21 protein-coding genes are annotated in these 21064 nt (G+C 72.4%); 8 read left to right on the top strand and 13 right to left on the bottom strand.

Features of this window, described 5'->3' with window-relative positions; all coding sequences use genetic code 11:
* Window positions 1-25 precede the first annotated feature (25 nt).
* Entirely contained in the window at window positions 26-1129 is a 1104-nt protein-coding gene (locus ACIRD8_RS30805) for a hypothetical protein (protein ID WP_403998726.1), read from the bottom strand.
* Between the two features lie 79 nt (window positions 1130-1208).
* Between ACIRD8_RS30805 and ACIRD8_RS30800 the strand changes: the two genes are divergently transcribed.
* Complete coding sequence (locus ACIRD8_RS30800; RefSeq protein ID WP_403998723.1) at window positions 1209-2354, top strand: cystathionine gamma-synthase; 1146 nt, start codon at window positions 1209-1211, stop codon at window positions 2352-2354.
* Between the two features lie 59 nt (window positions 2355-2413).
* Here ACIRD8_RS30800 and ACIRD8_RS30795 read toward each other — a convergent pair whose 3' ends face one another.
* Entirely contained in the window at window positions 2414-2605 is a 192-nt protein-coding gene (locus tag ACIRD8_RS30795) for a DUF1059 domain-containing protein (RefSeq protein ID WP_403998720.1), read from the bottom strand.
* An 80-nt stretch (window positions 2606-2685) separates the two neighbouring features.
* Complete coding sequence (locus ACIRD8_RS30790; protein ID WP_403998717.1) at window positions 2686-3216, bottom strand: MarR family winged helix-turn-helix transcriptional regulator; 531 nt, start codon at window positions 3214-3216, stop codon at window positions 2686-2688.
* Between the two features lie 157 nt (window positions 3217-3373).
* Between ACIRD8_RS30790 and ilvA the strand changes: the two genes are divergently transcribed.
* The 3 genes from ilvA to ACIRD8_RS30775 all read left to right on the top strand — a co-directional run bounded on the left by ilvA (window position 3374) and on the right by ACIRD8_RS30775 (window position 6619).
* Window positions 3374-4603, top strand: coding sequence for a threonine ammonia-lyase (gene ilvA, locus ACIRD8_RS30785; RefSeq protein WP_403998714.1), 1230 nt, complete (start codon window positions 3374-3376; stop codon window positions 4601-4603).
* A 160-nt stretch (window positions 4604-4763) separates the two neighbouring features.
* Window positions 4764-5768, top strand: a complete 1005-nt coding sequence (locus ACIRD8_RS30780; RefSeq protein WP_403998711.1) for an ATP-binding cassette domain-containing protein — start codon at window positions 4764-4766, stop codon at window positions 5766-5768.
* Window positions 5765-6619: an ABC transporter permease gene (locus ACIRD8_RS30775; RefSeq protein ID WP_403998708.1), complete on the top strand. Its 855-nt coding sequence runs from the start codon at window positions 5765-5767 to the stop codon at window positions 6617-6619. The genes ACIRD8_RS30780 and ACIRD8_RS30775 overlap by 4 nt, the downstream gene beginning before the upstream one ends.
* Window positions 6620-6680: 61 nt before the next feature.
* Here ACIRD8_RS30775 and greA read toward each other — a convergent pair whose 3' ends face one another.
* Together greA and ACIRD8_RS30765 are read right to left on the bottom strand one after the other, a co-directional pair.
* Window positions 6681-7178, bottom strand: coding sequence for a transcription elongation factor GreA (gene greA, locus ACIRD8_RS30770; RefSeq protein WP_403998705.1), 498 nt, complete (start codon window positions 7176-7178; stop codon window positions 6681-6683).
* A gap of 214 nt (window positions 7179-7392) precedes the next feature.
* Window positions 7393-7794, bottom strand: a complete 402-nt coding sequence (locus ACIRD8_RS30765; RefSeq protein WP_403998702.1) for a DUF4307 domain-containing protein — start codon at window positions 7792-7794, stop codon at window positions 7393-7395.
* A 97-nt stretch (window positions 7795-7891) separates the two neighbouring features.
* Here ACIRD8_RS30765 and mca point away from each other — a divergent pair, with 97 nt between their 5' ends.
* Both mca and ACIRD8_RS30755 read left to right on the top strand, forming a co-directional pair.
* Window positions 7892-8773, top strand: a complete 882-nt coding sequence (mca, locus tag ACIRD8_RS30760; RefSeq protein WP_403998699.1) for a mycothiol conjugate amidase Mca — start codon at window positions 7892-7894, stop codon at window positions 8771-8773.
* A 1-nt stretch (window position 8774) separates the two neighbouring features.
* Window positions 8775-9062, top strand: a complete 288-nt coding sequence (locus ACIRD8_RS30755; protein WP_403998696.1) for a hypothetical protein — start codon at window positions 8775-8777, stop codon at window positions 9060-9062.
* A 55-nt stretch (window positions 9063-9117) separates the two neighbouring features.
* Here the strand turns inward: ACIRD8_RS30755 and ACIRD8_RS30750 are convergent, their stop codons facing one another.
* A complete protein-coding gene (locus tag ACIRD8_RS30750) occupies window positions 9118-9777 on the bottom strand; it encodes a response regulator transcription factor (protein WP_147983701.1) in 660 nt (219 codons plus the stop codon).
* Entirely contained in the window at window positions 9765-11039 is a 1275-nt protein-coding gene (locus tag ACIRD8_RS30745; RefSeq protein WP_403998693.1) for a sensor histidine kinase, read from the bottom strand. The genes ACIRD8_RS30750 and ACIRD8_RS30745 overlap by 13 nt, the downstream gene beginning before the upstream one ends.
* A gap of 174 nt (window positions 11040-11213) precedes the next feature.
* On the opposite strand from ACIRD8_RS30745, the gene ACIRD8_RS30740 reads away from it, so the two are divergent.
* Both ACIRD8_RS30740 and ACIRD8_RS30735 read left to right on the top strand, forming a co-directional pair.
* Window positions 11214-11417 (top strand): hypothetical protein, encoded by a 204-nt coding sequence (locus tag ACIRD8_RS30740; RefSeq protein WP_322983913.1) that lies wholly within the window; start codon window positions 11214-11216, stop codon window positions 11415-11417.
* Window positions 11414-12322 (top strand): CPBP family intramembrane glutamic endopeptidase, encoded by a 909-nt coding sequence (locus tag ACIRD8_RS30735; RefSeq protein ID WP_403998690.1) that lies wholly within the window; start codon window positions 11414-11416, stop codon window positions 12320-12322. The genes ACIRD8_RS30740 and ACIRD8_RS30735 overlap by 4 nt, the downstream gene beginning before the upstream one ends.
* A 9-nt stretch (window positions 12323-12331) precedes the next feature.
* Here ACIRD8_RS30735 and ACIRD8_RS30730 read toward each other — a convergent pair whose 3' ends face one another.
* The 6 genes from ACIRD8_RS30730 to ACIRD8_RS30705 form a co-directional block, all read right to left on the bottom strand.
* Entirely contained in the window at window positions 12332-15559 is a 3228-nt protein-coding gene (locus tag ACIRD8_RS30730; RefSeq protein WP_403998687.1) for a tetratricopeptide repeat protein, read from the bottom strand.
* A 157-nt stretch (window positions 15560-15716) separates the two neighbouring features.
* Window positions 15717-16796, bottom strand: coding sequence for a hypothetical protein (locus ACIRD8_RS30725; protein WP_403998684.1), 1080 nt, complete (start codon window positions 16794-16796; stop codon window positions 15717-15719).
* A 17-nt stretch (window positions 16797-16813) separates the two neighbouring features.
* The gene (locus ACIRD8_RS30720) at window positions 16814-17194 is read right to left on the bottom strand and encodes a hypothetical protein (protein WP_403998681.1); all 381 of its coding nucleotides are present in this window, start codon (window positions 17192-17194) and stop codon (window positions 16814-16816) included.
* Between the two features lie 42 nt (window positions 17195-17236).
* Window positions 17237-18397 (bottom strand): hypothetical protein, encoded by a 1161-nt coding sequence (locus ACIRD8_RS30715; RefSeq protein ID WP_403998678.1) that lies wholly within the window; start codon window positions 18395-18397, stop codon window positions 17237-17239.
* Window positions 18394-19326 (bottom strand): hypothetical protein, encoded by a 933-nt coding sequence (locus ACIRD8_RS30710; RefSeq protein ID WP_403998675.1) that lies wholly within the window; start codon window positions 19324-19326, stop codon window positions 18394-18396. The genes ACIRD8_RS30715 and ACIRD8_RS30710 overlap by 4 nt, the downstream gene beginning before the upstream one ends.
* Window positions 19327-19525: 199 nt before the next feature.
* On the bottom strand, window positions 19526-20971 hold the full coding sequence (locus ACIRD8_RS30705; RefSeq protein ID WP_403998672.1) for an MFS transporter: 1446 nt from the start codon (window positions 20969-20971) through the stop codon (window positions 19526-19528).
* Window positions 20972-21064 lie beyond the last annotated feature (93 nt).

Here is a 21064-nt window from a genome sequence, read left to right as displayed (position 1 = left end):
GGAGAGGGCGGGCGGGCGGGCCGGGTCAGTGGAGCAGCGTCGCGGGGCTGCCGCCGTTCGCCTCGTACCCGGCGACGGCCAGCGCCCGGTACACCGTGTACTCGGCGGCCGGGTCGGAGTTCTGGGTCCAGGGCAGCGCGCCCACGTGGCCGTCGATGTGGACGAGCTGGTGCATCGCCTCCGACCAGCGTTCCATGCGGACCAGGAAGAGGACCAGCAGGTGCCGGACATGGGCGAGCACCGGGTCGTCCGCGCGGGCCGCGTGCACCGCGAACATCGCGCCCTCCACCGCCTTCGTCACGACGAGGCCGCTGTAGAACCCCCGCACCAGATTGACCTCGGGCAGGTGCTCGTACACCGCGAAGAGCGGCAGCGCGGCCAGCAGCGAGCCCTGCGGGGCGCGGGCGGCGGCCGTCGTCGCGAAGCGGTCGGCCTCCTCGCGTGAGCCGTGCCACTTCTCGCACCAGAAGTGCAGGGCCGCGATGTGCGCGCCCATGTGCGCCGGGGCGCGGTCGATGATCTTCGCCCAGAGCTGGTCGAACTCCTCGTGGGAGTAGCCGAGTCCACGGGCGACGGCCAGCTCGACGATGTACGGGACGGGGTCGCCCGGGGCCAGCAGGGCCGCCTCGCCGCAGACCGTACGGGCCTCCTCCAGGATGATCCGGAAGTCGTCCGTGCCCACGGTGCCGGTGCGCCACGCCTGCTGCACCAGGAACTCCGCGTGCACCGCCGCCGCGCCCGCGTCCTTCGGCGCCTCGGCCCGCCACGTCCTCAGCCACGCCCCGCCGGCACCCGGCCGCTGCGCCAGCTCCAGGGAGGCCGCACCGGCGAACGCCTGCACCCGCTGCCAGCGGATCTCGCTCTCCTTGGGCGTGCCCGCGAGCAGCTGCGACGCGGCCCGCCAGCTCCCGGTCCCCTGGACGACGTCGAGCACGTCGAGGAGGTCCTGGTCGGGCCCGGGCATCCGGACGTCCAGCTCCTCCTGGCGCGTGAAGCCGTAGGTGTCCGGGTCGGCGGCGTCCGGCGAACCGGGCGCGACCTGGCGGATACCGCCACGGCGCCGCAGCATGAGGGGGCCGACGACGGCGACGAGCATGCACAGGGCGAGCAGGAACCACAGAATCTCCATGCGGTCCATTGTCCCCGGACGGGTAACCGGGCGGCGCGTGGCCTGTAACTGCCCTCCCGACGAACTACGCTCGGGCCCCATGAGCGACCAGCACAGCTTCGAGACCCTTGCGATCCACGCCGGCAACACGGCGGATCCCCTCACCGGCGCCGTGGTCCCGCCGATCTACCAGGTGTCCACGTACAAGCAGGACGGCGTCGGCGGACTGCGCGGCGGTTACGAGTACAGCCGCAGCGCCAACCCGACCCGCACCGCGCTGGAGGAGAACCTCGCGGCGCTGGAGGGCGGCCGCCGCGGACTCGCCTTCGCGTCCGGCCTCGCTGCGGAGGACTGCCTCCTGCGTACGCTGCTGACCCCCGGCGACCACGTGGTCATCCCGAACGACGCCTACGGCGGCACCTTCCGGCTGTTCGCGAAGGTCGCCTCGCGCTGGGGCGTGGAGTTCTCGGTCGCCGACACCTCGGACGTGAGCGCGGTACGGGCCGCGCTCACCCCGCGCACCAAGGCGATCTGGGTGGAGACGCCGTCCAACCCGCTGCTCGGCATCACCGACATCGCCGCCGTCGCCGGAGTGGCCCGGCAGGCGGGCGTGCGGCTGGTCGTCGACAACACCTTCGCCAGCCCCTACCTCCAGCAGCCGCTCTCGCTCGGCGCCGACGTCGTCGTGCACTCCACCACCAAGTACATGGGCGGCCACTCGGACGTCGTCGGCGGCGCGCTCGTCGTCAGCGACCCGGAGCTGGCCGAGGAACTCGCGTACCACCAGAACGCGATGGGCGCGGTCGCCGGGCCGTTCGACGCGTGGCTGGTGCTGCGCGGCATCAAGACCCTCTCGGTCCGCATGGACCGCCACGACGAGAACGCCACCAAGGTCGCCGACCTGCTGACCCGCCACCCGAAGGTGACGCAGGTCCTCTACCCGGGGCTGCCGGAGCACCCGGGCCACGAGGTCGCCGCCAAGCAGATGAAGGCGTTCGGCGGCATGGTGTCGTTCCGGGTCGCGGGCGGCGAGGAAGCGGCGGTCGAGGTCTGCAACCGGGCGAAGCTCTTCACGCTCGGTGAATCGCTCGGCGGCGTGGAGTCGCTGATCGAGCACCCCGGCCGGATGACGCACGCGTCCACCGCCGGTTCCCTGCTGGAGGTCCCGGCCGACCTGGTCCGGCTGTCCGTCGGCATCGAGAACGTCGACGACCTGCTGGCCGATCTCACGCAGGCGCTCGGCTGACACGGCTCCGTCCGGCGGCCGGGCTCGGGCCCGGCCACCGGACGGCGCGCGCACCACGGTCAGACAGCGACCTTCTCGTCCTCCAACGACGCCCGGATCTGCTCACGCAGCTCCGGGCCGTCCGTGTGCTCATGGACCGATACCGCGTGTTCGGCGGCTGCCCGGACGACTTCGTCCTCCTCACCGGAGATGGTGAGGGTGCAGTTCGCAACGCTCGGATACCGACGGCAGTCGGCGATCTTCCGTGTCATGGCGGGCCTCCTCGACTCGCGAGTGCAGGCACTTCCAGGGTAGATCCGCCGGACCGTACGGACAGGCCGGGAGAGCCCGGTCAGTTCTCCTGCGCCGACTGGTTCGCCGACTGCCGGGCCGCCAGGGAGCCGTTGAACCGGGTCAGCAGGGCGCAGAACGTGTCGCGCTCCTCCTCGCTCCAGCCGTCGGTCACCTGCGACATCAGCTCACGCCGCGACGCGCGGACCTCCTCCAGACGGGCCTGGCCGCGCGGCGACAGCTGCAGCACGACGGCGCGCCCGTCCTCCGGGTGCGAGGTGCGCTTGACCAGCCCGGTGTCCACGAGCGGCGCGACCTGGCGGGTCACGGTCGAGGAGTCGATCCCCATGCCCGCGGCCAGCGCCTTGACGCCCATGGGGCCTTCCACATCGAGCCGGTTGAGTAGCAGATACGCCGCCCGGTCCATCGAGTTGCGGACCTGGCCGACACCGCCGAGGCGGGTCTGCTCGGCACGGCGGGCGAAGACGGCCACCTGATGCTGGAGGGCATCGAGCAGGTGGTCGGTTCCCGGATGTCCGGGGGCCGCGCCCCCGGAAGGAGACGCAGCAGTCGTCATGTCCTGAGGGGGCATGGCTGGAGGCTCTCTTCGTGCGGTGTCGGATGGGTGGGGGACAGAGTACGCGGCCACGGGGCAACGTGTACCAGCGCTGCACAAACCTGTGGACACCACCGCAGGCCGCCATGAGATGCGACGGCCCCGACCGCTCCGAGCTGCAAGACTTGCTGCCATGAGCTTCCGTACGTCAGGCCCCTTTCCTCCGCTGATCCTCGACGACATCCGAGGGGCGCAGAAGATGCTGTCCGGGGTGGCCAGAACGACCGGGATGGAAGGCAGCCGCCACCTCAGCTCCCTCGTCGGGGCGCCGGTCCACCTCAAGTGCGAGAACCTCCAGCGCACCGGGTCGTTCAAACTGCGCGGCGCGTACGTGCGGATCGCCGGGCTCAGCCCCGTCGAGAGGGCGGCAGGAGTGGTGGCCGCGAGTGCCGGAAACCATGCGCAGGGTGTCGCACTCGCCTCTTCGCTCCTCGGCGTACGCTCCACGGTCTTCATGCCCGTCGGCGCGCCCCTGCCCAAGGTCGCGGCGACCCGGGAGTACGGCGCGGAGGTCCGCCTCCAGGGCCACGTCGTCGACGAGACGCTCGCCGCCGCCCAGGAGTACGCCGAGCAGACCGGCGCCGTCTTCATCCACCCCTTCGACCACCCGGACATCATCGCGGGCCAGGGCACCGTCGGCCTGGAGATCCTCGAACAGTGCCCCGAGGTCCGCACGATCGTCGTCGGCATCGGCGGGGGCGGTCTCGCCGCCGGGGTCGCGGTCGCGGTGAAGGCGCTGCGCCCCGACGTCAGGGTCGTCGGCGTCCAGGCGGCGGGGGCGGCCGCCTTCCCGCCCTCGCTGTCCGCCGGGCACCCGGTGGCGCTCGACTCGGTGCAGACCATGGCCGACGGGATGAAGGTGGGCCGCCCCGGCGACCTCACGTTCCCGCTGGTCCAGGAGCTGGTCGACGAGGTCCGTACGGTCTCCGAGGACGAGCTCTCCAGCGCGCTGCTGCTCTGCCTGGAACGCGCCAAGATGGTCGTCGAACCGGCCGGGGCGAGCCCCGTCGCGGCGCTGCTCAGCGACCCGAAGGCGTTCCGCGGGCCCGTCGTCGCCGTACTGTCGGGCGGCAACGTGGACCCCCTGCTGATGCAGCGGATCCTGACCCACGGCATGGTCGCCGCGGGCCGCTACCTGAGCCTGCGGCTGCGGCTCACCGACCGCCCGGGAGCGCTGGCCGCGATGCTCGCCACCCTGTCCGTCGCCGACGCCAACGTGCTCGACATCCAGCACGTACGGACCGACCCCCGGCTCGGGCTCACCGAGGCGGAAGTGGAACTCCACCTGGAGACCAAGGGCCCGGAGCACTGCGAGGAGGTCGCCTCCGCGCTGCGGGCCGCCGGGTACCTGGTGCGGATCTGAGCTGTTCCCGAACGACGGGATCCCGGCGAAAACCTGTTGTGGGTCGCGATGTATCGCGTTACCGTGCATCGCCGAACACACCGGTGTTCCCGGCCCCGAGGGCCTGGGAACCCTACGATCCGCTCAGGAATCCACGCGAAAGCAACTGGGGGAATCCCGTATGCCAGGCGCCATTTACGCCGAAGGCCTGGTGAAGACCTTCGGCGATGTACGAGCACTGGACGGCGTCGACCTCGACGTACCCGAAGGCACCGTCCTCGGCATGCTGGGGCCCAACGGCGCCGGCAAGACCACGGCCGTCCGTGTCCTGACCACCCTGCTCCAGCCGGACAGCGGACACGCCGTCGTGGCGGGCATCGACGTCCTGAAGAACCCTGACGAGGTACGCCGCTCGATCGGTCTCTCCGGCCAGTTCGCGGCCGTCGACGAATACCTCACGGGCCGCGAGAACCTCCGGATGGTCGGTCAGCTCTACCAGATGGGCGCACGCGACGCGAAGAAACGGGCGGGGGAGCTCCTGGAGAAGTTCAACCTCGCCGACGCCGCCGACCGCACCGCGAAGACGTACTCCGGAGGCATGCGCCGCCGCCTCGACCTGGCGGCGGCGCTCGTCGTCTCCCCGCCGGTCATGTTCATGGACGAGCCCACCACCGGGCTCGACCCGCGCAACCGGCAGCAGCTGTGGGAGGTCATCGAGGAGCTCGTCGCGGGCGGCACGACACTGCTGCTGACCACGCAGTACCTGGAGGAGGCCGACCACCTCGCCCACGACATCTGCGTCATCGACCACGGCAAGGTCATCGCCCGCGGCACCTCCGACCAGCTCAAGGCCCGTACGGGTGGCGAGCGCGTCGAGGTCGTCGTGCACCGGCCGGACGAGATCGGACCGGCCCGCTCGGTGCTCGCCACGTACGGCAAGGGGGAGATCTCCGTCGCCGAACACACCCGCAAACTGACCGTCCCGGTCACCGGCGGGGCCAAGCTGCTCGCCGAGGTCATCCGCGACCTCGACGCCCACGGCGTGGAGATCGACGACATCGGCCTGCGCCGCCCCACCCTCGACGACGTCTTCATCTCGCTCACCGGCCACGCCGCCGAGCTGGAGAAGAACGGCGAGAACGCATCGACCGAGGCCGCAGAGGGCCGGAAGGAGGGCGGGCAGTGACCGCCGTCACGGACACGCCGAACCTGCCGCTCAAGAACCGCGGGGCGCTCGGCCGTTCGGTGGCCGACTCCCTGGTCGTCGCGCGGCGCAACCTGATCCGCATGGCCAGGATCCCCGAAATGGTGATCTTCGGCCTGGTGCAGCCCATCATGTTCGTGGTGCTGTTCACCTATGTGTTCGGCGGATCGATCAAGGTCGGCAGCACCATCTCGTCCGCGGACTACCGCGAGTTCCTGATGGCCGGGATCTTCGCCCAGACCGTCACCTTCGCCACCGCCGGCGCCGGGGCGGGCATCGCGGACGACATGCACAAGGGGCTGATCGACCGCTTCAGGTCGCTGCCGATGGCCCGGGGCGCCGTTCTCACCGGACGTACCCTCGCCGACCTCGTGCAGACCGCGCTCACCCTCGTCGTCCTTGCCGGTGTCGCCCTGATCATCGGCTGGCGGACCCACGAGAACCTCGGCAAGGTGCTGATCGGCTTCCTGCTGCTGCTCCTGCTCGGCTACGCGTTCTCCTGGATCGGCGCACTGATCGGCCTGGTCGTGCGCACCCCGGAGGCGGCCACGTCCGGCGGACTGATCTGGCTCTTCCCGCTGACGTTCATCTCGAACGCCTTCGTGGACGCCAACCAGATGCCGACGGTCCTGCGCCACATCGCCGAGTGGAACCCCTTCAGCGCCACCGTGCAGGCCTGCCGCGAGCTGTTCGGCAACCTGCCGCCGGGCTTCGTCACCCCCGACGCCTGGCCGATGCAGCACCCGATCCTCGCGTCGGTGATCTGGTCGGTGGTGATCGTCGCGGTCTTCCGCACCCTGGCGGTCCGCAGGTACCGCTCGGCCACGGCCTGACCCGCACACGACGGAGCCCCGGCCGCGCGTGCGGCCGGGGCTCCCTGCGTACGTGTGACGGTCAGCCCTGGTAGGGCTTCGCCGAGACGATCTTCACCGTGGCCTTCTTGCCGTTCGGCAGCTCGTACTCCGCGTCCTCGCCCATCCGCTTGCCGTTCACCCCTGTGCCGAGCGGGGACTGCGGGGAGTAGGTCTCGATGTCGGCGCTCGCGTACTCGCGGGAGGCGAGCAGGAAGGTGACCGTGTCGTCGGGGTCGCCGTCGAAGGCGATGGTCACGACCATGCCGGGCTCGACCACGCCGTCGTCGGCAGGTGCCTCGCCGACCTTCGCGTGCTCCAGGAGCTGGGTCAGCTGACGGACCCGGAGCTCCATCTTGCCCTGCTCCTCCTTGGCCGCGTGGTAGCCGCCGTTCTCACGGAGGTCACCCTCCTCCCGGGCCGCCGCGATCTTGACGGAGATCTCCGTGCGCGCGGGACCAGACAGGTACTCCAGCTCGGCCTTCAGCTGGTTGTACGCCTCCGGCGTGAGCCAGGTGACGTTATCGCTGGTCTGGGTCACAGGGTGCTCCTCGTCGGTGCTGGGAATACAAAGCAACGCCCTACCCCAAGCATGCGCTGCCACGGGTGGGCGAAACAACGAGCCTAACAATTCCGCGCGAAAAGGGGGAGAAGGTAAAACGTCACACGCACATCCGCGCAGGTCAGCCCCGGATCGTGGGGGTGAGGACGGCGCGCGCCCCGGCGCGCGGGCGGCGGTCGGCGTCGCGGTGCGGTCAGCCGGCGGCGCACCCCTTCAGCTCGACCGCCGTCGCCCTGGCGGTGGTGCGCAGGGTGACGACCTCGTCGATCCGCTCGGACCGCTCGTCGAACCGGAAGTCCGCCCGCCCGACCTCGCCGCCGTCCTCGCTCAGGGCGCGGAGCGTGCAGTGCCCGTCGGCGTCCCGGTCCTTGCGGACCTCCAGGTGGGCCTCGGCGCGGCTGTCGGAGACGATCCTGGACTTGATGAGCTCGGCGCTGACGTCCGTACCGGCGACGTAGGAGTATCCGAACCAGCCGATCACGGCGAGGAAGGCGACACCCAGGACCGAACCGATGATCTTCAGCTTGCGGTCCGCGCGCTCATCCTGCGACCGGCCGTAGCGCCCCTCGGGCAAGGCCTCGCGCACCGCTGCCATGATCGTCCCTCCCGTACCGGGGATCGAGGAATTTTCCACCCCCCGGTTCAGTCACTATAGAAGCCGACCACTGCGACCAATCACTGAGGACCGAGTCTTGACCGAGCAGCTGAGACTGATGGCCGTCCACGCCCACCCCGACGACGAGTCGAGCAAGGGCGCGGCCACCATGGCCAAGTACGTGTCCGAGGAGGTGGACGTCCTGGTCGTCACCTGCACAGGGGGCGAACGGGGATCCATCCTCAACCCGAAGCTCCAGGGGGACGCGTACATCGAGGCGAACATCCACGAGGTGCGCAGGAAGGAGATGGACGAGGCCCGGGAGATCCTGGGAGTCAAGCAGGAGTGGCTCGGCTTCGTCGACTCGGGCCTGCCGGAGGGCGACCCGCTGCCCCCGCTGCCCGAGGGCTGCTTCGCACTGGAGGACGACGAGACGGCGGCGGGGCGTCTCGTCGCGAAGATCCGCGCGTTCCGGCCGCAGGTGATCACCACCTACGACGAGAACGGCGGGTATCCGCACCCCGACCACATCAAGACCCACACGATCTCGATGATCGCGTTCGAGGGGGCCGGGGACACGGAGAGGTTCCCCGAGGCGGAGTTCGGCCCGGCCTGGCAGCCGCAGAAGCTCTACTACAACCAGGGCTTCAACAGGCCGCGCACGGTCGCCCTGCACGAGGCGCTGCTCGCCCGTGGACTGGAGTCCCCGTACGCCGACTGGCTGGAGCGCTGGAAGGAGTTCGGGCGCGCCGAACGCACGCTGACCACGCACATCCCGTGCGACGACTTCTTCGAGATCCGTGACAAGGCGCTGATCGCGCACGCCACGCAGATCGATCCGGACGGTGGCTGGTTCCGGGTGCCGATGGACATCCAGCGGGAGGTCTGGCCGACCGAGGAGTACGAGCTCGCCAAGTCCCTGGTCGATACCTCCCTCCCCGAGAGCGACCTCTTCGCGGGCATCCGCGACAATGCCTGATATGTACGCGACCCAGGCACTGACGCAGCTCGTTCCGCTCGCCGCCGATGAGCTCGACAAGAACAAGGTGACCCCCGGCGTCCTCGGCTTCCTCGTCTTCGCGGCGCTCGCCGTGGGGACGTGGCTCCTGATGAAGTCGATGAACCGCCACATGGGCAAGGTCGACTTCGAGGAGACCCCCGACCCGGCGGCGGGGCCCGCGGGCGCCGACGGAGAGCCTGCGGAGGCGTCCTCCGGCACCGGGACGAAGGCGGCCGGCACAAAGGCGACCGCCTCGGGCAAGGGCTGACACGGCGGGGCCACCCCCCTTCCCCGTACGGGGCGGAGGTGGCCCGCCCCGTCCCTCAGGCCCGCCGGTGCGCGTCGTTCAGATGGCGCAGCACGGCCGCGACCCGGCGGTCCGTGCCGTCGGCGGGCGCCAGGTCGAGCTTGGCGAAGATGCTCCGGATGTGCTTGTGGACGGCGCCGTCCGTCACCACGAGCCGCTCGGCGATGGCCGCGTTGCCCAGGCCCTCCGCCATCAGGGCCAGCACCTCCCGTTCGCGCGGGCTGAGCCGGTCCAGACGGGTGTCGGGGCGGGTCCGCGCGAAGAGCTGCGCGACCACCTCGGGGTCGATGGCCGTGCCGCCGTCCGCGACCCGCTCCAGAGCCGTGAGGAACTCCTCGACCCGGCCGACCCGCTCCTTGAGCAGATACCCGAGCCGGGCGCTGCCGTCGGCGAGGAGGTCGGTGGCGAAGGCCTGCTCGACGTAGGCGGACAGCACGAGGACCGCAAGCCCCGGTTGACGGCGCCGCGCCTCCACGGCCGCCCTGATCCCCTCGTCGGTGTGCGTCGGAGGCATCCGTACGTCGACGATCGCGAGGTCCGGCCGGTGCTCGTCCACCGCCGCCAGGAAGACGTCCGGGGTACCCGCGGTCGCCACGACGTCGAGGCCCTCCGCGCGCAGCAGCAGCGCGAGCCCCTCCCTCAGCAGCGGGTCGTCCTCCGCGATCACGATCCGCATGGCAGTCGGGCCTCCAGTGTCGTGGGCCCGCCCGCCGGGCTGGCCAGGGTGAGTACGCCGTCGAGCGCCTCGACGCGCTTACGGATGCCGGCCAGGCCGGACCCGCCGTGCTCGTCCGCTCCGCCGCGGCCGTCGTCGGTGACCCGGAGCCACAGCCGTCCGTCGCGGTGGCGGACCGTGACCGACGCCGACCGGGCCCCGCTGTGCCGGGCGACGTTGGTGAGCGCCTCCGCCACCACGAAGTAGGCGGTCGCCTCGACGGACGCGGCGAACCGCTCCTCCACGTCCGCGTCGACCCCGCAGGGCACCGGGCAGCTGCCCGCCAGCCCCGAGAGCGCGTCCGTCAGACTCCGGTCGGCCAGCACCGGCGGCAGGATGCCCCGTACGACCGCGCGCAGCTCCGCGAGTGCCTGCTCGGCGGCGTCCTGGGCGCGCTCCAGCAGGGCGTCCGCGTCGGCGGAGCCCCGGGACACCGCCCGGCGGGACGCGCCCAGCAGCACCGTCACCGCGACCAGCCGGTTCTGGGTGCCGTCGTGCAGGGCCCGTTCGATGCGCCGCAGCTCGGTGGCGTGCGCGTCCAGGGCGGCGGCGCGGGTCGCGGTGAGCTCGGCGACGCGCGTCACGAGGTCGGTGCCGGGCGGAGGGGTGAGCAGCCGCCGCCCCGGCCACGCCTGGAGCCGCGCCATGCCGGGCGCGACGGCCAGGGTGAGGGCGAACCACCCGATCCCCAGCAGACTGACCGCGAACGCCCCCGGCCAGTCCGCCACGGTCCACAGGCCGAGGGACGGGGTGGCCTCCGAGGGCGGTACGAACGACCACCACAGCGGGAACGTGGCATCCGTCGCCGAGGTGAGGGGCAGCGTCAGCCCGACCAGGCCCAGCGCCGTGCCGAGGACGGCGTGCGAGGCCACCCAGCCCACCTCGCGCCGGGTGGACGGGTCGGCGACGGCCTCCCGCAGCCGGGTCCGCGAGGGCCCCGGTCCGATGACCTCCGGCCCCCACCGGGACAGCCGCACGCGTTCGCGTCCGGCGACGGCGCGCAGCGCCCTGAGGGTGCCCGGCACCAGGAACAGGCCGACCCCGAAGAGGCAGGCGGCGGCGGTGAACACCAGCCACAGCAGCATGATCAGGGCGAGGATCGCCGTACCGATGCCGCCGACGAGATGCTCGAAGGCGTCGAGAGCGGTCCGGGCGCGGGCGAACACGTCCCAGGGGCGGGCCGGTTCCTGTGCGGTCGCCGGCGGGGCGTCGTGCGCGGGCATCTCCACCTCCTGGTGCCGCGCCACTATGGCATCTCCCGCCGGGTGCGCGACGGGCAGGGGACGACAGGTACAGCCTGCTGTACCCCGGTCCTCCACCTGGCGGGATCGTCGCCCCCGCGCCGCCTCCGTAGCGTCCTTTCCGTGCCCAACTCCCCCTCGGACAAGGAGAAGACGATGGCTGATTCCACCCGGCGGCCCGCACGTCCCGTGCTCTGGCTGCTGCTCCTGCTCTGCGCCGTCTGCAACGCGGTCACCTCGATGATGGGCGGGATCGCCACGGCCGTCTCCGTCGCCGCCGGGCTGGCCGCCCTGGCCTGCGGGATCGCCCTCGTCGCGGACCACCGCCGCGCCCGCTCCACGGAGAGGAACGCCCGATGAGCGCCGGGACACAGCTCAGCGCCGGCCCCCCTCCGGGGCCCAGCACGCCCCAGCCGAGCGGCGGCTGGCGGGACAGCATGAGCCGCCGCCCCCTGACCTGGTTCTTCTCGCTGGCGTTCGTGCTGAGCTGGGTGGCCTGGGTGCCGTACATCCTGTCCGGGAACGGCCAGGGCGTCCTGGACTTCACCTTCCCCGGGGGCGAGGCCGCCGGCCAGCTGCTGGGGGTCCTCCCCGGCGCCTATCTGGGCCCGATCCTCTCCGCGTTCCTCGTCACCGCCGTCGCCGACGGACGCCCCGGACTCCGCGCCTGGGCAGGGAGGATGACCAAGTGGCGGGTCGGCTGGCGCTGGTGGGCCGCGATCATCGTCACCGTGCCGCTCGTCCTCGTCCTCACGCTGTACGCCCTGGGCGGCGAGAGCCCGGTCATGCCGAGCACCGTGGTGCTGGTCGCCTTCCTGCCCGGCCTGGCCCTCCAGATGATCACCACCGGTGTCGCCGAGGAGCCGGGCTGGCGCGACTTCGCGATGCCCCGGCTGCAGGACAGGTTCGGCCCCGTCCGCGGCACGCTGGTCCTCGGCCCGCTGTGGGGCGCCTGGCACCTGCCGCTGTTCCTCACCGACTGGGGCGGCCCGGACCTCGCCTGGTGGGCGCCGGTGGAGTTCATCGCCACCACGATCGCCTTCAGCTTCGTCATGACCTGGGTCTTCAACCACACCCGGCAGGCCCTGCTGCTGGCCATGCTGCTGCACACCAGCGTCAACAACTACTTCTCCGTCGTCTTCACCGACATGTTCCCCTCGCTGGACCCGGCGTACGCGGGGCACGCCTTCCTCGTGAGCTCCACGGCCGCGGCCGCCGTGCTGCTCCTCGCCACCCGCGGCCGGCTCGGCCTGCCCCGCGCGTAGGGCCGGTGCCTACGGCCGTACGCCCACCGCGACGCCCATCACCTCGCGGGCGTGCCGGGACGGTGTCAGGCCGAGGCGCCAGGCCTGCCACCCGTCGTCCAGGTCCACCCCGCGCTCCAGGATCACCCGGAAGGCCTCCGCGCAGTCCTCCAGCTTCGCGTCGCGCAGCGGGTGGGCGGCCTCCACCAGATCGGCCAGCTCCTGCTGCGCCACCGCCGTGCCCACCTCGCTGCCGCCCGGTGAGGCGTACGGCAGCAGTGTGCACCGCAGGAACGCCGCCCAGTCGCCGCCCCGGGCATCGCCGTACGACGCGAACAGGGTGATCGCCTCGCCGCAGAGCTCCAGCGCCTGCGCCGCGCGGTTGTTCCCGCCGTCGACCAGGGCCAGCTCCAGGCAGGTCCAGGCCTCGCCGTGGGCCACCCCGATCCGCCGGAAGTCGGCCCGGGCGTCCACCAGGAGCTGCCGGGCGAAGCCGGAGTTGCGCAGGTTGCCGGTCTGCGCGGCGCGCTGGTCACGGGTGACGCGCCCCGAGTGGTGGCGGGCGCAGGCCAGCCCGTACACGTCACGCATCCGGGAGAACATCGTGCGGGCCCGCTCCAGCTCCCGTACGGCCTGGTCGGTGTCGCCGTCCTCCTCCAGCGCCTGCCCCAGGTAGTACCGCGTCCACGCCTCGCCCCGCGCGTCCTCGTTGCCCCGGTGCCGGGTGAGGGCCCCGCGCAGTTCCTCCACGGCGGGCGCGGCGCCGCTGTCCCCGTCCATCAGCCGGGCACGGCCCAGCTGGGTCAGCGCCCACGCCTCGCCGCGCTCGTCCCGGGTGCGGCCGTACAGGTCCAGCGCGGCGGACAGCTCCTCCTCGGCCCTGGCGACCTCGCCGAGGCGCAGGCACACCTGGCCGAGCTGGAAGTGCGACCACGCCTCACCGTGCAGCGACTCGCCCTCGCGGTGCAGGGCCAGCGCGGTGTCCAGCAGGGCCAGGGCCTCGGGCAGATTGGCCCGGTCGCGTTCGACGGCCGCCAGGGCGTGCAGGGACCAGGCCCGGTCCTCGGCCTGCGCCGGAGAGGCCTGCAGGGCGAGCGCCTCCCGCAGCCGTGCCGAGGCCTCACTCAGATTGCCCTGGTGGTGCAGGGTGATGCCCAGCGAGCAGAGGGCCAGAGCGGCGCCCGCGTCGTTCTGCGCCTCCCGGTAGAGGCCCACGACCGAGGACAATGTGGTGCGGGCCTTGTCGAGCTCACCGAGCTGCCGGGCCGCGATCCCCGTACGCCACTGCACCGACCGCTCCAGGAGCCCCTGGTCGACGGCCTGCGTCAGCTCGCTGATCTCACCGAGCCGGTAGAGGTCGCCGCGCAGCAGGCAGTAGTCGCAGAGCGCGCCCAGCAGATGGAGCACCGCCGCCTGGTCGACGCCCTCCGCGTGCCGCAGCGCCGAGGTGATGAAGCTGGACTCGTCGTCCAGCCAGCGCAGGGCGGCGTCCAGCGAACTGAAGCCGTGCGAGCCGAACTGCCCCGCGCGGGTGGACATCTTGCCGTCGACCATGCGGATCACGGCGTCGGCGAGCTCCGCGTAGTTCTGGATGAGGCGTTCCTGCGCGGCCGTACGGTCGGCCGCGGGCTCCTCGTCGAGCAGCCGGGCCAGCGCGAAGTCCCGTACGAGGTCGTGCAGCCGGTAGCGCGTGCCCCGCACATGCACCAGGAGCCCGGCCCGGGCCAGGGCCTCCAGCAGCCGGCCGGCCTCCTGCTCGTCCGAGGACAGCAGTGACGCCGCGGCGGCGGCCCCGAGGCTGGCCCGGCCGGCCAGGGCGAGCCGCCGCAGCAGCCGGCGGGCCGTCTCCGACTGGTCGGTGTAGCGCAGCCACAGGGCCCGCTCGACGGGTGCGACCGGGCCGTACGCCCCCAGGGCGGTGGCGAGTTCGGCCCGGGTCCGCGCGCCGAGGGCGGAACCCACGACGCGCAGGGCGAGCGGCAGCCCGCCGCACAGCTCGACGACGGTGTCGGTCGACGGGTAGTCGTACGGACCGGTCTCCTCGTCGAGGGCCGACTCCCGCAGCACCTCCTCGGCGCCCGCCGCGTCCAGGCCGCCGACCGGCAGCTGGTACACCCGGGCCGGGATGTCGTCGGGCAGTTCCAGGGGCTCGCGGGCGGTGACGAGGACCAGGCTGTCGGAGCGTTCGGGGACGAGCGTGCGGACCTGGGCGGCGTCCGTGGCGTCGTCCAGGACGATCGTGACGGGCGTACCCGTCAGATGCTGGTGGTAGAGCTCGCTGAGGCGCCGCACCTGCTGCTCGGCGGACGACCTCTCCCGGAAGAGCAGCTGCTCGCGCGGTGCCCCCAGCCGGTTGAGGAGGTGCAGCAGGGCGTCCCGGGTCGGCAGCGGGGTCTCGCCGGAGACATCGCCCCGCAGATCGACCACGCACGCCCCGCGGAACTGGTCCTTCAGCGCGTGCGCGGCCCGTACGGCGAGTGTGGTGCGCCCGGAGCCCGGGGTGCCGTGCAGGACGACGACGGTCGGCCGCGTCTCGGTCGCCGCACGGGCCGCGTGCACCCACTGGGCGATCTGCGCCAGTTCACCGCGGCGGCCCGCGAACGGGCCGTCCACGGCGGGCAGATGGCCGAAAGACTGTTCGAGGAGTGAGCGGGTGCGGGCGGCGGCACTGCGGTCACCGCCGCGCAGCTGCGCCACAACCGACGTGCCCGCCTTCTTCTTCGGCGTGCGCGTGGAGGCGGTCAGCATGCGCTGCTGGTCGAGGAACGGGCGGATGCCCCGTACCTCCAGGGCCGTCAGCCACTCCAGCCGCAGCTGCTCGGGGCCGCCGGGCTGATTCCGCTCGCCCGCCCTGCGATGGGCGGCGGGCCAGTGCGAGGCGGTCACCCGCGCCACCGTCGCCGTCGTCCCCGCGGCGGCGACGACCGCGCCCGCGCCCAGGGCGAGGCCCGTCGCGGTGCCGAGCGCCAGATCCGCGCCGAAGGCCGCCGCCGCGGCAACGCCCGTCACCAGCAGGGGTGTTCCCAGCGTCGCTCTGCTGAAGCGTGCCGACAGCGGCTGCTGGCCGGCGCCCGCGGCGTCCAGCGCCCGGGTGTAGGCGGCGTACTCCTCGGCCGCCCCCGCCGCCAGGGTGTCGAGCGCGGCCCGCGCCCGCGCCAGCAGCACGCCGGAGTCCGTCCTGCCCCCTGTCCGCCGTGCCTCTTCCTCCACGGCACGTACCAACAGCCGTTCGGCTTCCGCCCGATGGCTGTCCCGCATGCGTCCCCCTAGGTTCCAGCGACTGCGACCTGACCGTCGGTCATGGACACCCAGTGTCCTGCGTACGGGCCGTCGGCGCGAGAGAGCGCGACGGTACGTCACGCGAGGGCGGGTGCTCCCGTGGAGCTGATCCGCCGACGGTCCCGCGCCAGGGGGGTCATCGCTCCTGGAGGGGTACGGCCCGGGCGCGCCAGTACGCGACGCTCGCCCCCAGGGCGTCGAGTGCGGGCGACGTCACCGCATCCGGTGCCGCAGTGCCGTCGGCGAGGGCCTCTTCGAGCAGGGCGCACGCCGTCGCCGGGTCTCCCGCCTCACCGACCGCGGCGGCGTGGACGTGGCGGTAACGCAAGGTGTCCGGGTGGGCACGGCCCCTCACCCGCACCGCGTCCTGCGCCACCGACCGCAGGAGCCGGACCGCCTGGTCCAGGCGGCCTGAGCGGCCCTGCAGCCCCAGACCGCGCACCTGGTCGGCGAAGCGGGCGCGGGCCAGCAGGCCCGGTCCGGACAGTGCGGTGCCGTAGGCCTTGTTGCGGAACAGCGCGAGGTCGCCGGAGCTGCCGTACGTCCGCTGGAGCGGTGCCGGGAGCCCTGCCGACGGGAGGGTGACCGCGAGGCGGCGGTAGAGCGTCGCCAGGTCCAGGTGTTCGGGCCCGTCCGGCACCCCCTGGTCGAGGAGGTCGATCAGGGCGGCGGTGAAGCCGGTGCGCAGATGGCCTTCGGGGGTGAGGGCGCGTCTGGTGCGGCCCGCGGCCGCCAGCACATGGATGTCCGCGGCGTCGGCCGCGTCGAGTGCCCTCGCGGCGAAGCAGCAGTCCAGCACCGCGATCCGGTGTTCGGCCCGCACCTGGCGCATGGCCTGGAAGAGTGCCGCGACCGGCAGGGAGGTGCGCTCTGCGCTGTCCCCGTCGTCGACGGAACCGGGCAGCGCGAGACACAGCCGGGACTCCTCGCCGCACAGCCCGTGCCCCGCGAAGTAGAAGAGCAGGACGTCGAGCCGGGGGGTGTCCGGCCCGGGGAACAGCCGGAAGACGTCCGCCGCGCCGGCCGGGTCGACGTGGCGCCGGACGGCGCTGGAGGTGAAGGAGCCGAGCGGCCCGACGAGCGCGTCGGCGAACGTCGCGACGCTGAGCGCGGCCTGAGGCAACGGCGGGAGACCGCTCGGAAGCACGTGCGTGGCGGTCCCCACGACGACGGCGGCCGAGTTCGACGCGACGGGGACCGTCAGGGACCAGGACATGGCGGAGGAACCTGGCCTCAGTCCCGGTCCGTGGTTCCGGGGTCCAGGAAGGTGCGCAACTGCCGCTGGACCTCGGCCGCGTCCTGCGGACTGCCGGCCGACACTTCGACGCTCGTCCCGTCCGGCCTGGTGACCTTGAGGTCGACGCGGCGCGACCTGGACCGTTGCACGAGCCATACGGCCACGCCGCTGATCACGGCCTCCAGGGCAGGGCCCACGGCGCCGGCGATCTCCACCGCCTCCGCGAGGCCGCCCTGTTCGCCCCGTGCGGGCGGCAGCATCCGCAGCCGGGCCGACCCGCTGAGGTCCTCGTCGTCGTTCAGCCACGCGGCGAGGGAGCGGGTGTGGGCTTCGGCCCCGTCCGCGTGGCTGTCGATCTCGAAGGTGATGGTGGGCACGGACACGGCTCCTGAGGATCGGGGAGGGGCAGGTGGCTGGGGTCAGAAGGTAGGGGTGTGCGGGTCCCGGCTTCCCGGGACCCGGGGGGCGTCCCCGGACGTGGGCGTCGCCGCGGGCCCGGCCCGTCGCGAGGCTGCGAACAGGGGCGGCCGTCCTGGGATCTCGTACGGGAAGCGGAAGACGGCCGAGGCCTGTGGCACGTCGACCAGATCCGCCAGGACACGCTCCCAGGACCCCAGGGGCTGCGGGACGTCCTGCCCGTACGTCGTTTCCAGCCAGCAGTGCTGAAGCCCGGTGATGTTGCCCCAGGCGTAAGGGGCCTCATGGGCTGCCACCGCCTGTGCCACCGGCCGGCCGGCGCCGGTGGCGTACGGCGCCGAGACCGTGGCGGCGATCAGTCCGGCCAGGTGGTGGGGGACCGCGCCGGGCGTTGCCAGCGAGATCCGCAGCCGGTAGGCGCGGCCGGTCAGTGTGCCCAAGGCCTCCTGGTACAGAGGCGCCGCGCGGACGGCGAAGGGGTCCGGCGGGATGTACTGCGCGAAGACGGGACTGGGCCGGCCGGGCTGCGAGAGCCTGCCGTACTCCTGCGCGAGGTAGGTGAGGTACGAACGCAGCTCGTCCGGCGGCGCGTAAGGCTCCAGACAGATGCTCACGGTCGTCGCCACGCTCTCGCGCACGAGCGCTTCCCACACCGGCTCCCAGCTCACGGACTCCGGTATCAGGGGCTCGAAGGCGACTCCGAGCGGGAAATCGGTGTCGCGGCGGCCCAGATAGGACCAGAGGAGGCGTTTGCGTACCTCGGCGAGCCCGCTGGGCGGGTGCGCCGACGGCACGAGCACGCCGTGGAGTTCGTCGGCGTCCTCGATCGGCGCGGCGCGGACGTGGCGAGGGCTGTCCGACAGCGCGTCGCGCAGCGTGAGCGCCGCCGCGGACGCTGACGCGCCGTCCGTCCCGCCGGCCCGGCACAGGAGTGTGCCGGTGATGCCGTGCGGCCCGTTGGTGTACCGCAGCTCGAACGCCCGCCCGTCGGGCACCCACTGACGTGACAGCCAGACCTGTTCGAGCGCGGCTGCCTCGGCCCGGCGCTGCGACTCGGGGAGGCCCACATGAGCCCCGTTGTCGCTCATGGCGGGCCGGGGTTCCAGCCGCAGACCGGACCAGGCCCACGCGCCGGTGGCCGAGGCGGACACCAGGACACTCACCGGTGCGTACCGCCTCCGGCGCCGTACTCACCGCCGGCCGGCCCCGGCTGCTGCTGGGGCTGCGACGGGACCGGGGGCGCGGCCGGGGGCGCGACGGGCGGCGCCATCGGCGGGACTCGGGGAGGCGGAGGGCTCGACGGGCGCGGGAATCCGCCGCTCGTGGCGGTGCCCGGTGCCCCCGCCGGAACCGGTCCACCGTCCAAGGCCGCCATCAGCCCCTCACGGCAGGCGAGATGGACGGCCTCCCGCATGGCGCGGGCGCCCTCGCTGCGGAGCAGCTGGTGCTCGATGCCGTTCTGTCCCTTGAGGCCGCGCACGATGTCTCCGAGGAACTGCCCCATGAGTTCGGTGCCCCGTCGTGAACGCCACATCATCCAGCCCAGGTAGAGGCTGTCGCCGTAGTTGAAGACGGAGACGTACGCGACGTACGGGGCGTCGGTCAGCGTGATCCGTGTCCCGTGCGGGGCCGGCGCGAGCGGGTACCGCCGGCCCGTGAGGGTCGTGAGGATCACCCCGTACACGGACTGTGCCCGGTCGGTGCGGTCGGCCAGCAGCACCCGCCATTCGGCGACCGGTTCGGGCAGCCGGGACAGGAGGAGCGCCAGCCAGAAGACCACGAACGAGGCGAGGCAGGCGAGCGTGAACCAGATGCCGAAGCTGCCGTCGCTGTCGCTCGACCCCCCGTAGGGGCCGTAGTCGGAGCTCTCCCCCAGGTCGGACAGCAGGACCATGAAGCCGATGAACGCGGGGACCACCCCTACGACGAAGGCGGCGAGGGCCGCCCTGAGCCAGAGGAGGAAGATCACCTTGAAGGTGACGCTCTCGTTGAGCGACATCTCGATGGGCTCGTGCCGCAGGGTCTTGTCGAGATACGCCGCGTTTCCGTCACCTCCCCGCCATCCCGGCAGCGGGGTCGTGGAATCCAGCATGCTTCCTCCACATCGACGTGTCCGCGGGCAGGGGTGGCCCACGCGAGCCCCGGGGGCAGGCGTCCCTGTCGCGGTGTGACGCCAATTAACTACTCGTCACCAGGAATCGCAAGTTGGATCCCGGTGGCCAACGGGGCACTCCGAGGCGCAAGTTGAGGAATGGACTATTCAGCCGGCGGTGCGATACGGCCGGTCCGTCTCAGATCGACTCCAGGCTCCGCCCGGTCGTCCGCGGTCCGAGGAGCCGCACGTTCAGGCAGAGGACGAGCATCAGCGCACCCGAGCCGACGAACACGGCGTCAGGACCCAGGCCTTCGAGCACGTCGATCGCGACGAACGGCAGCACGACCGACGTCAGCCGGGACAGTGAGTACGCGATGCCGATGGCGCTGGAGCGCAGGTCCGTGGGGAAGATCTCCGTCTGGTAGACGTGGAAGGCGTTCGAGAATACGTTGCTGCACACGGTGAGCAGGAAGCCCGCACCGACGATCAGCCAGGACGCGTCCGCGAATCCGAAGACGAGGCCGAACGCGGCGATCCCGAGCGCCGACAGGATGATGAGCGTGCGCCGCTCGATCCGGTCGATCAGCGGCACGGACAGCGCCGAGCCCACCGGGTAGCCGAGGTAGCTGAGGGCGGCGTACGAGAGGGACTCGGTGACGGTGTGTCCCTTGGCCTGCAGCACGATGGGGGCGAGCGAGCCGAAGCCGTAGTAGCCGACGGTCTGCAGCACCTGGAAGATCCACCACATGACGGTGCGGCGCGCGTACGGGGCCTTGAACATCCGCCCGAGCGGCACCTTCCCGGCCGGGACAGGAGCCGCGCCGGCCTCGGGGCGGGGCGCCGGAACGGCCTCGGGGTGAGGTGCCGCGCCGGCCTCGGAGCGTGGTGCCGGAACGGCCTCGGGGGCTACGCCCACCCGCTTCTCGATGTCCCGTACGACCGCGTCCGCCTCGGCCCGCCGCCCCCGCGCGGCCAGCCAGCGAGGCGACTCCGGCAGCCGGGTCCGCAGCACCTGGATGAACGCGGCGCCCAGTGCGCCCGCCACGAGCAGCCAGCGCCAGCCGTCGATGCCGAGCAACTCGTGCTTCGCGACGAGCCGGGCGCCGAGCAGCGCCGCGACGGGCACGGCGACGAACCCGACGGTGTAGGCCCAGGCGATGTAGCGCCCGCGTACCTTGCGCGGCAGGAACTCCGCCAGATACGTGTCGACCAGGACCAGTTCCGCGCCGAGACCGAGCCCCGCGAGGAAGCGGAGCACGGACAGCTGGGTGGCGTCCTGGGCGAAGGCGCAGGCCAGCGAGAACAGCGAGTAGAGCCCCAGGTTGACCAGGAACATCTTCCGCCGGCCGAACCGGTCGGCGAGCACGGAGAGCACGTTGGCCCCGACGAACATGCCGAGGAACCCGGAGGCGATCAGCCAGGACTTCTCGGTGCCGGACAGGGCCCAGGACTCGGCGAGCGCGGCGGCGAGCACCCCGCCGAGGAACACCTCGTAGAGGTCGAAGAAGGCCCCTACGCCGACGATCGCGGTCAGTCGGCGGTGCCACGCACCGACGGGCAGCCTGTCGAGTCGCCCGACCGGGTCGGACATGTCGTTCGTGCCCAGGGGCGCGACAGCCCCCGTGACGCCCTGATCAGTCATGCACCAGGATGTTAGCTGTAGGCGACACGTAAATGAAGCCCTCATTCCGCTTCTGCTCCGCTGCGGGAACTCCTCCACCCCCGAGTTCAGGGC

Origin of the sequence: Streptomyces sp. NPDC102451 (assembly GCF_044765485.1) — a bacterium.
Classification (GTDB): domain Bacteria; phylum Actinomycetota; class Actinomycetes; order Streptomycetales; family Streptomycetaceae; genus Streptomyces.
This window is presented reverse-complemented; position numbering and strand designations above follow the sequence as displayed.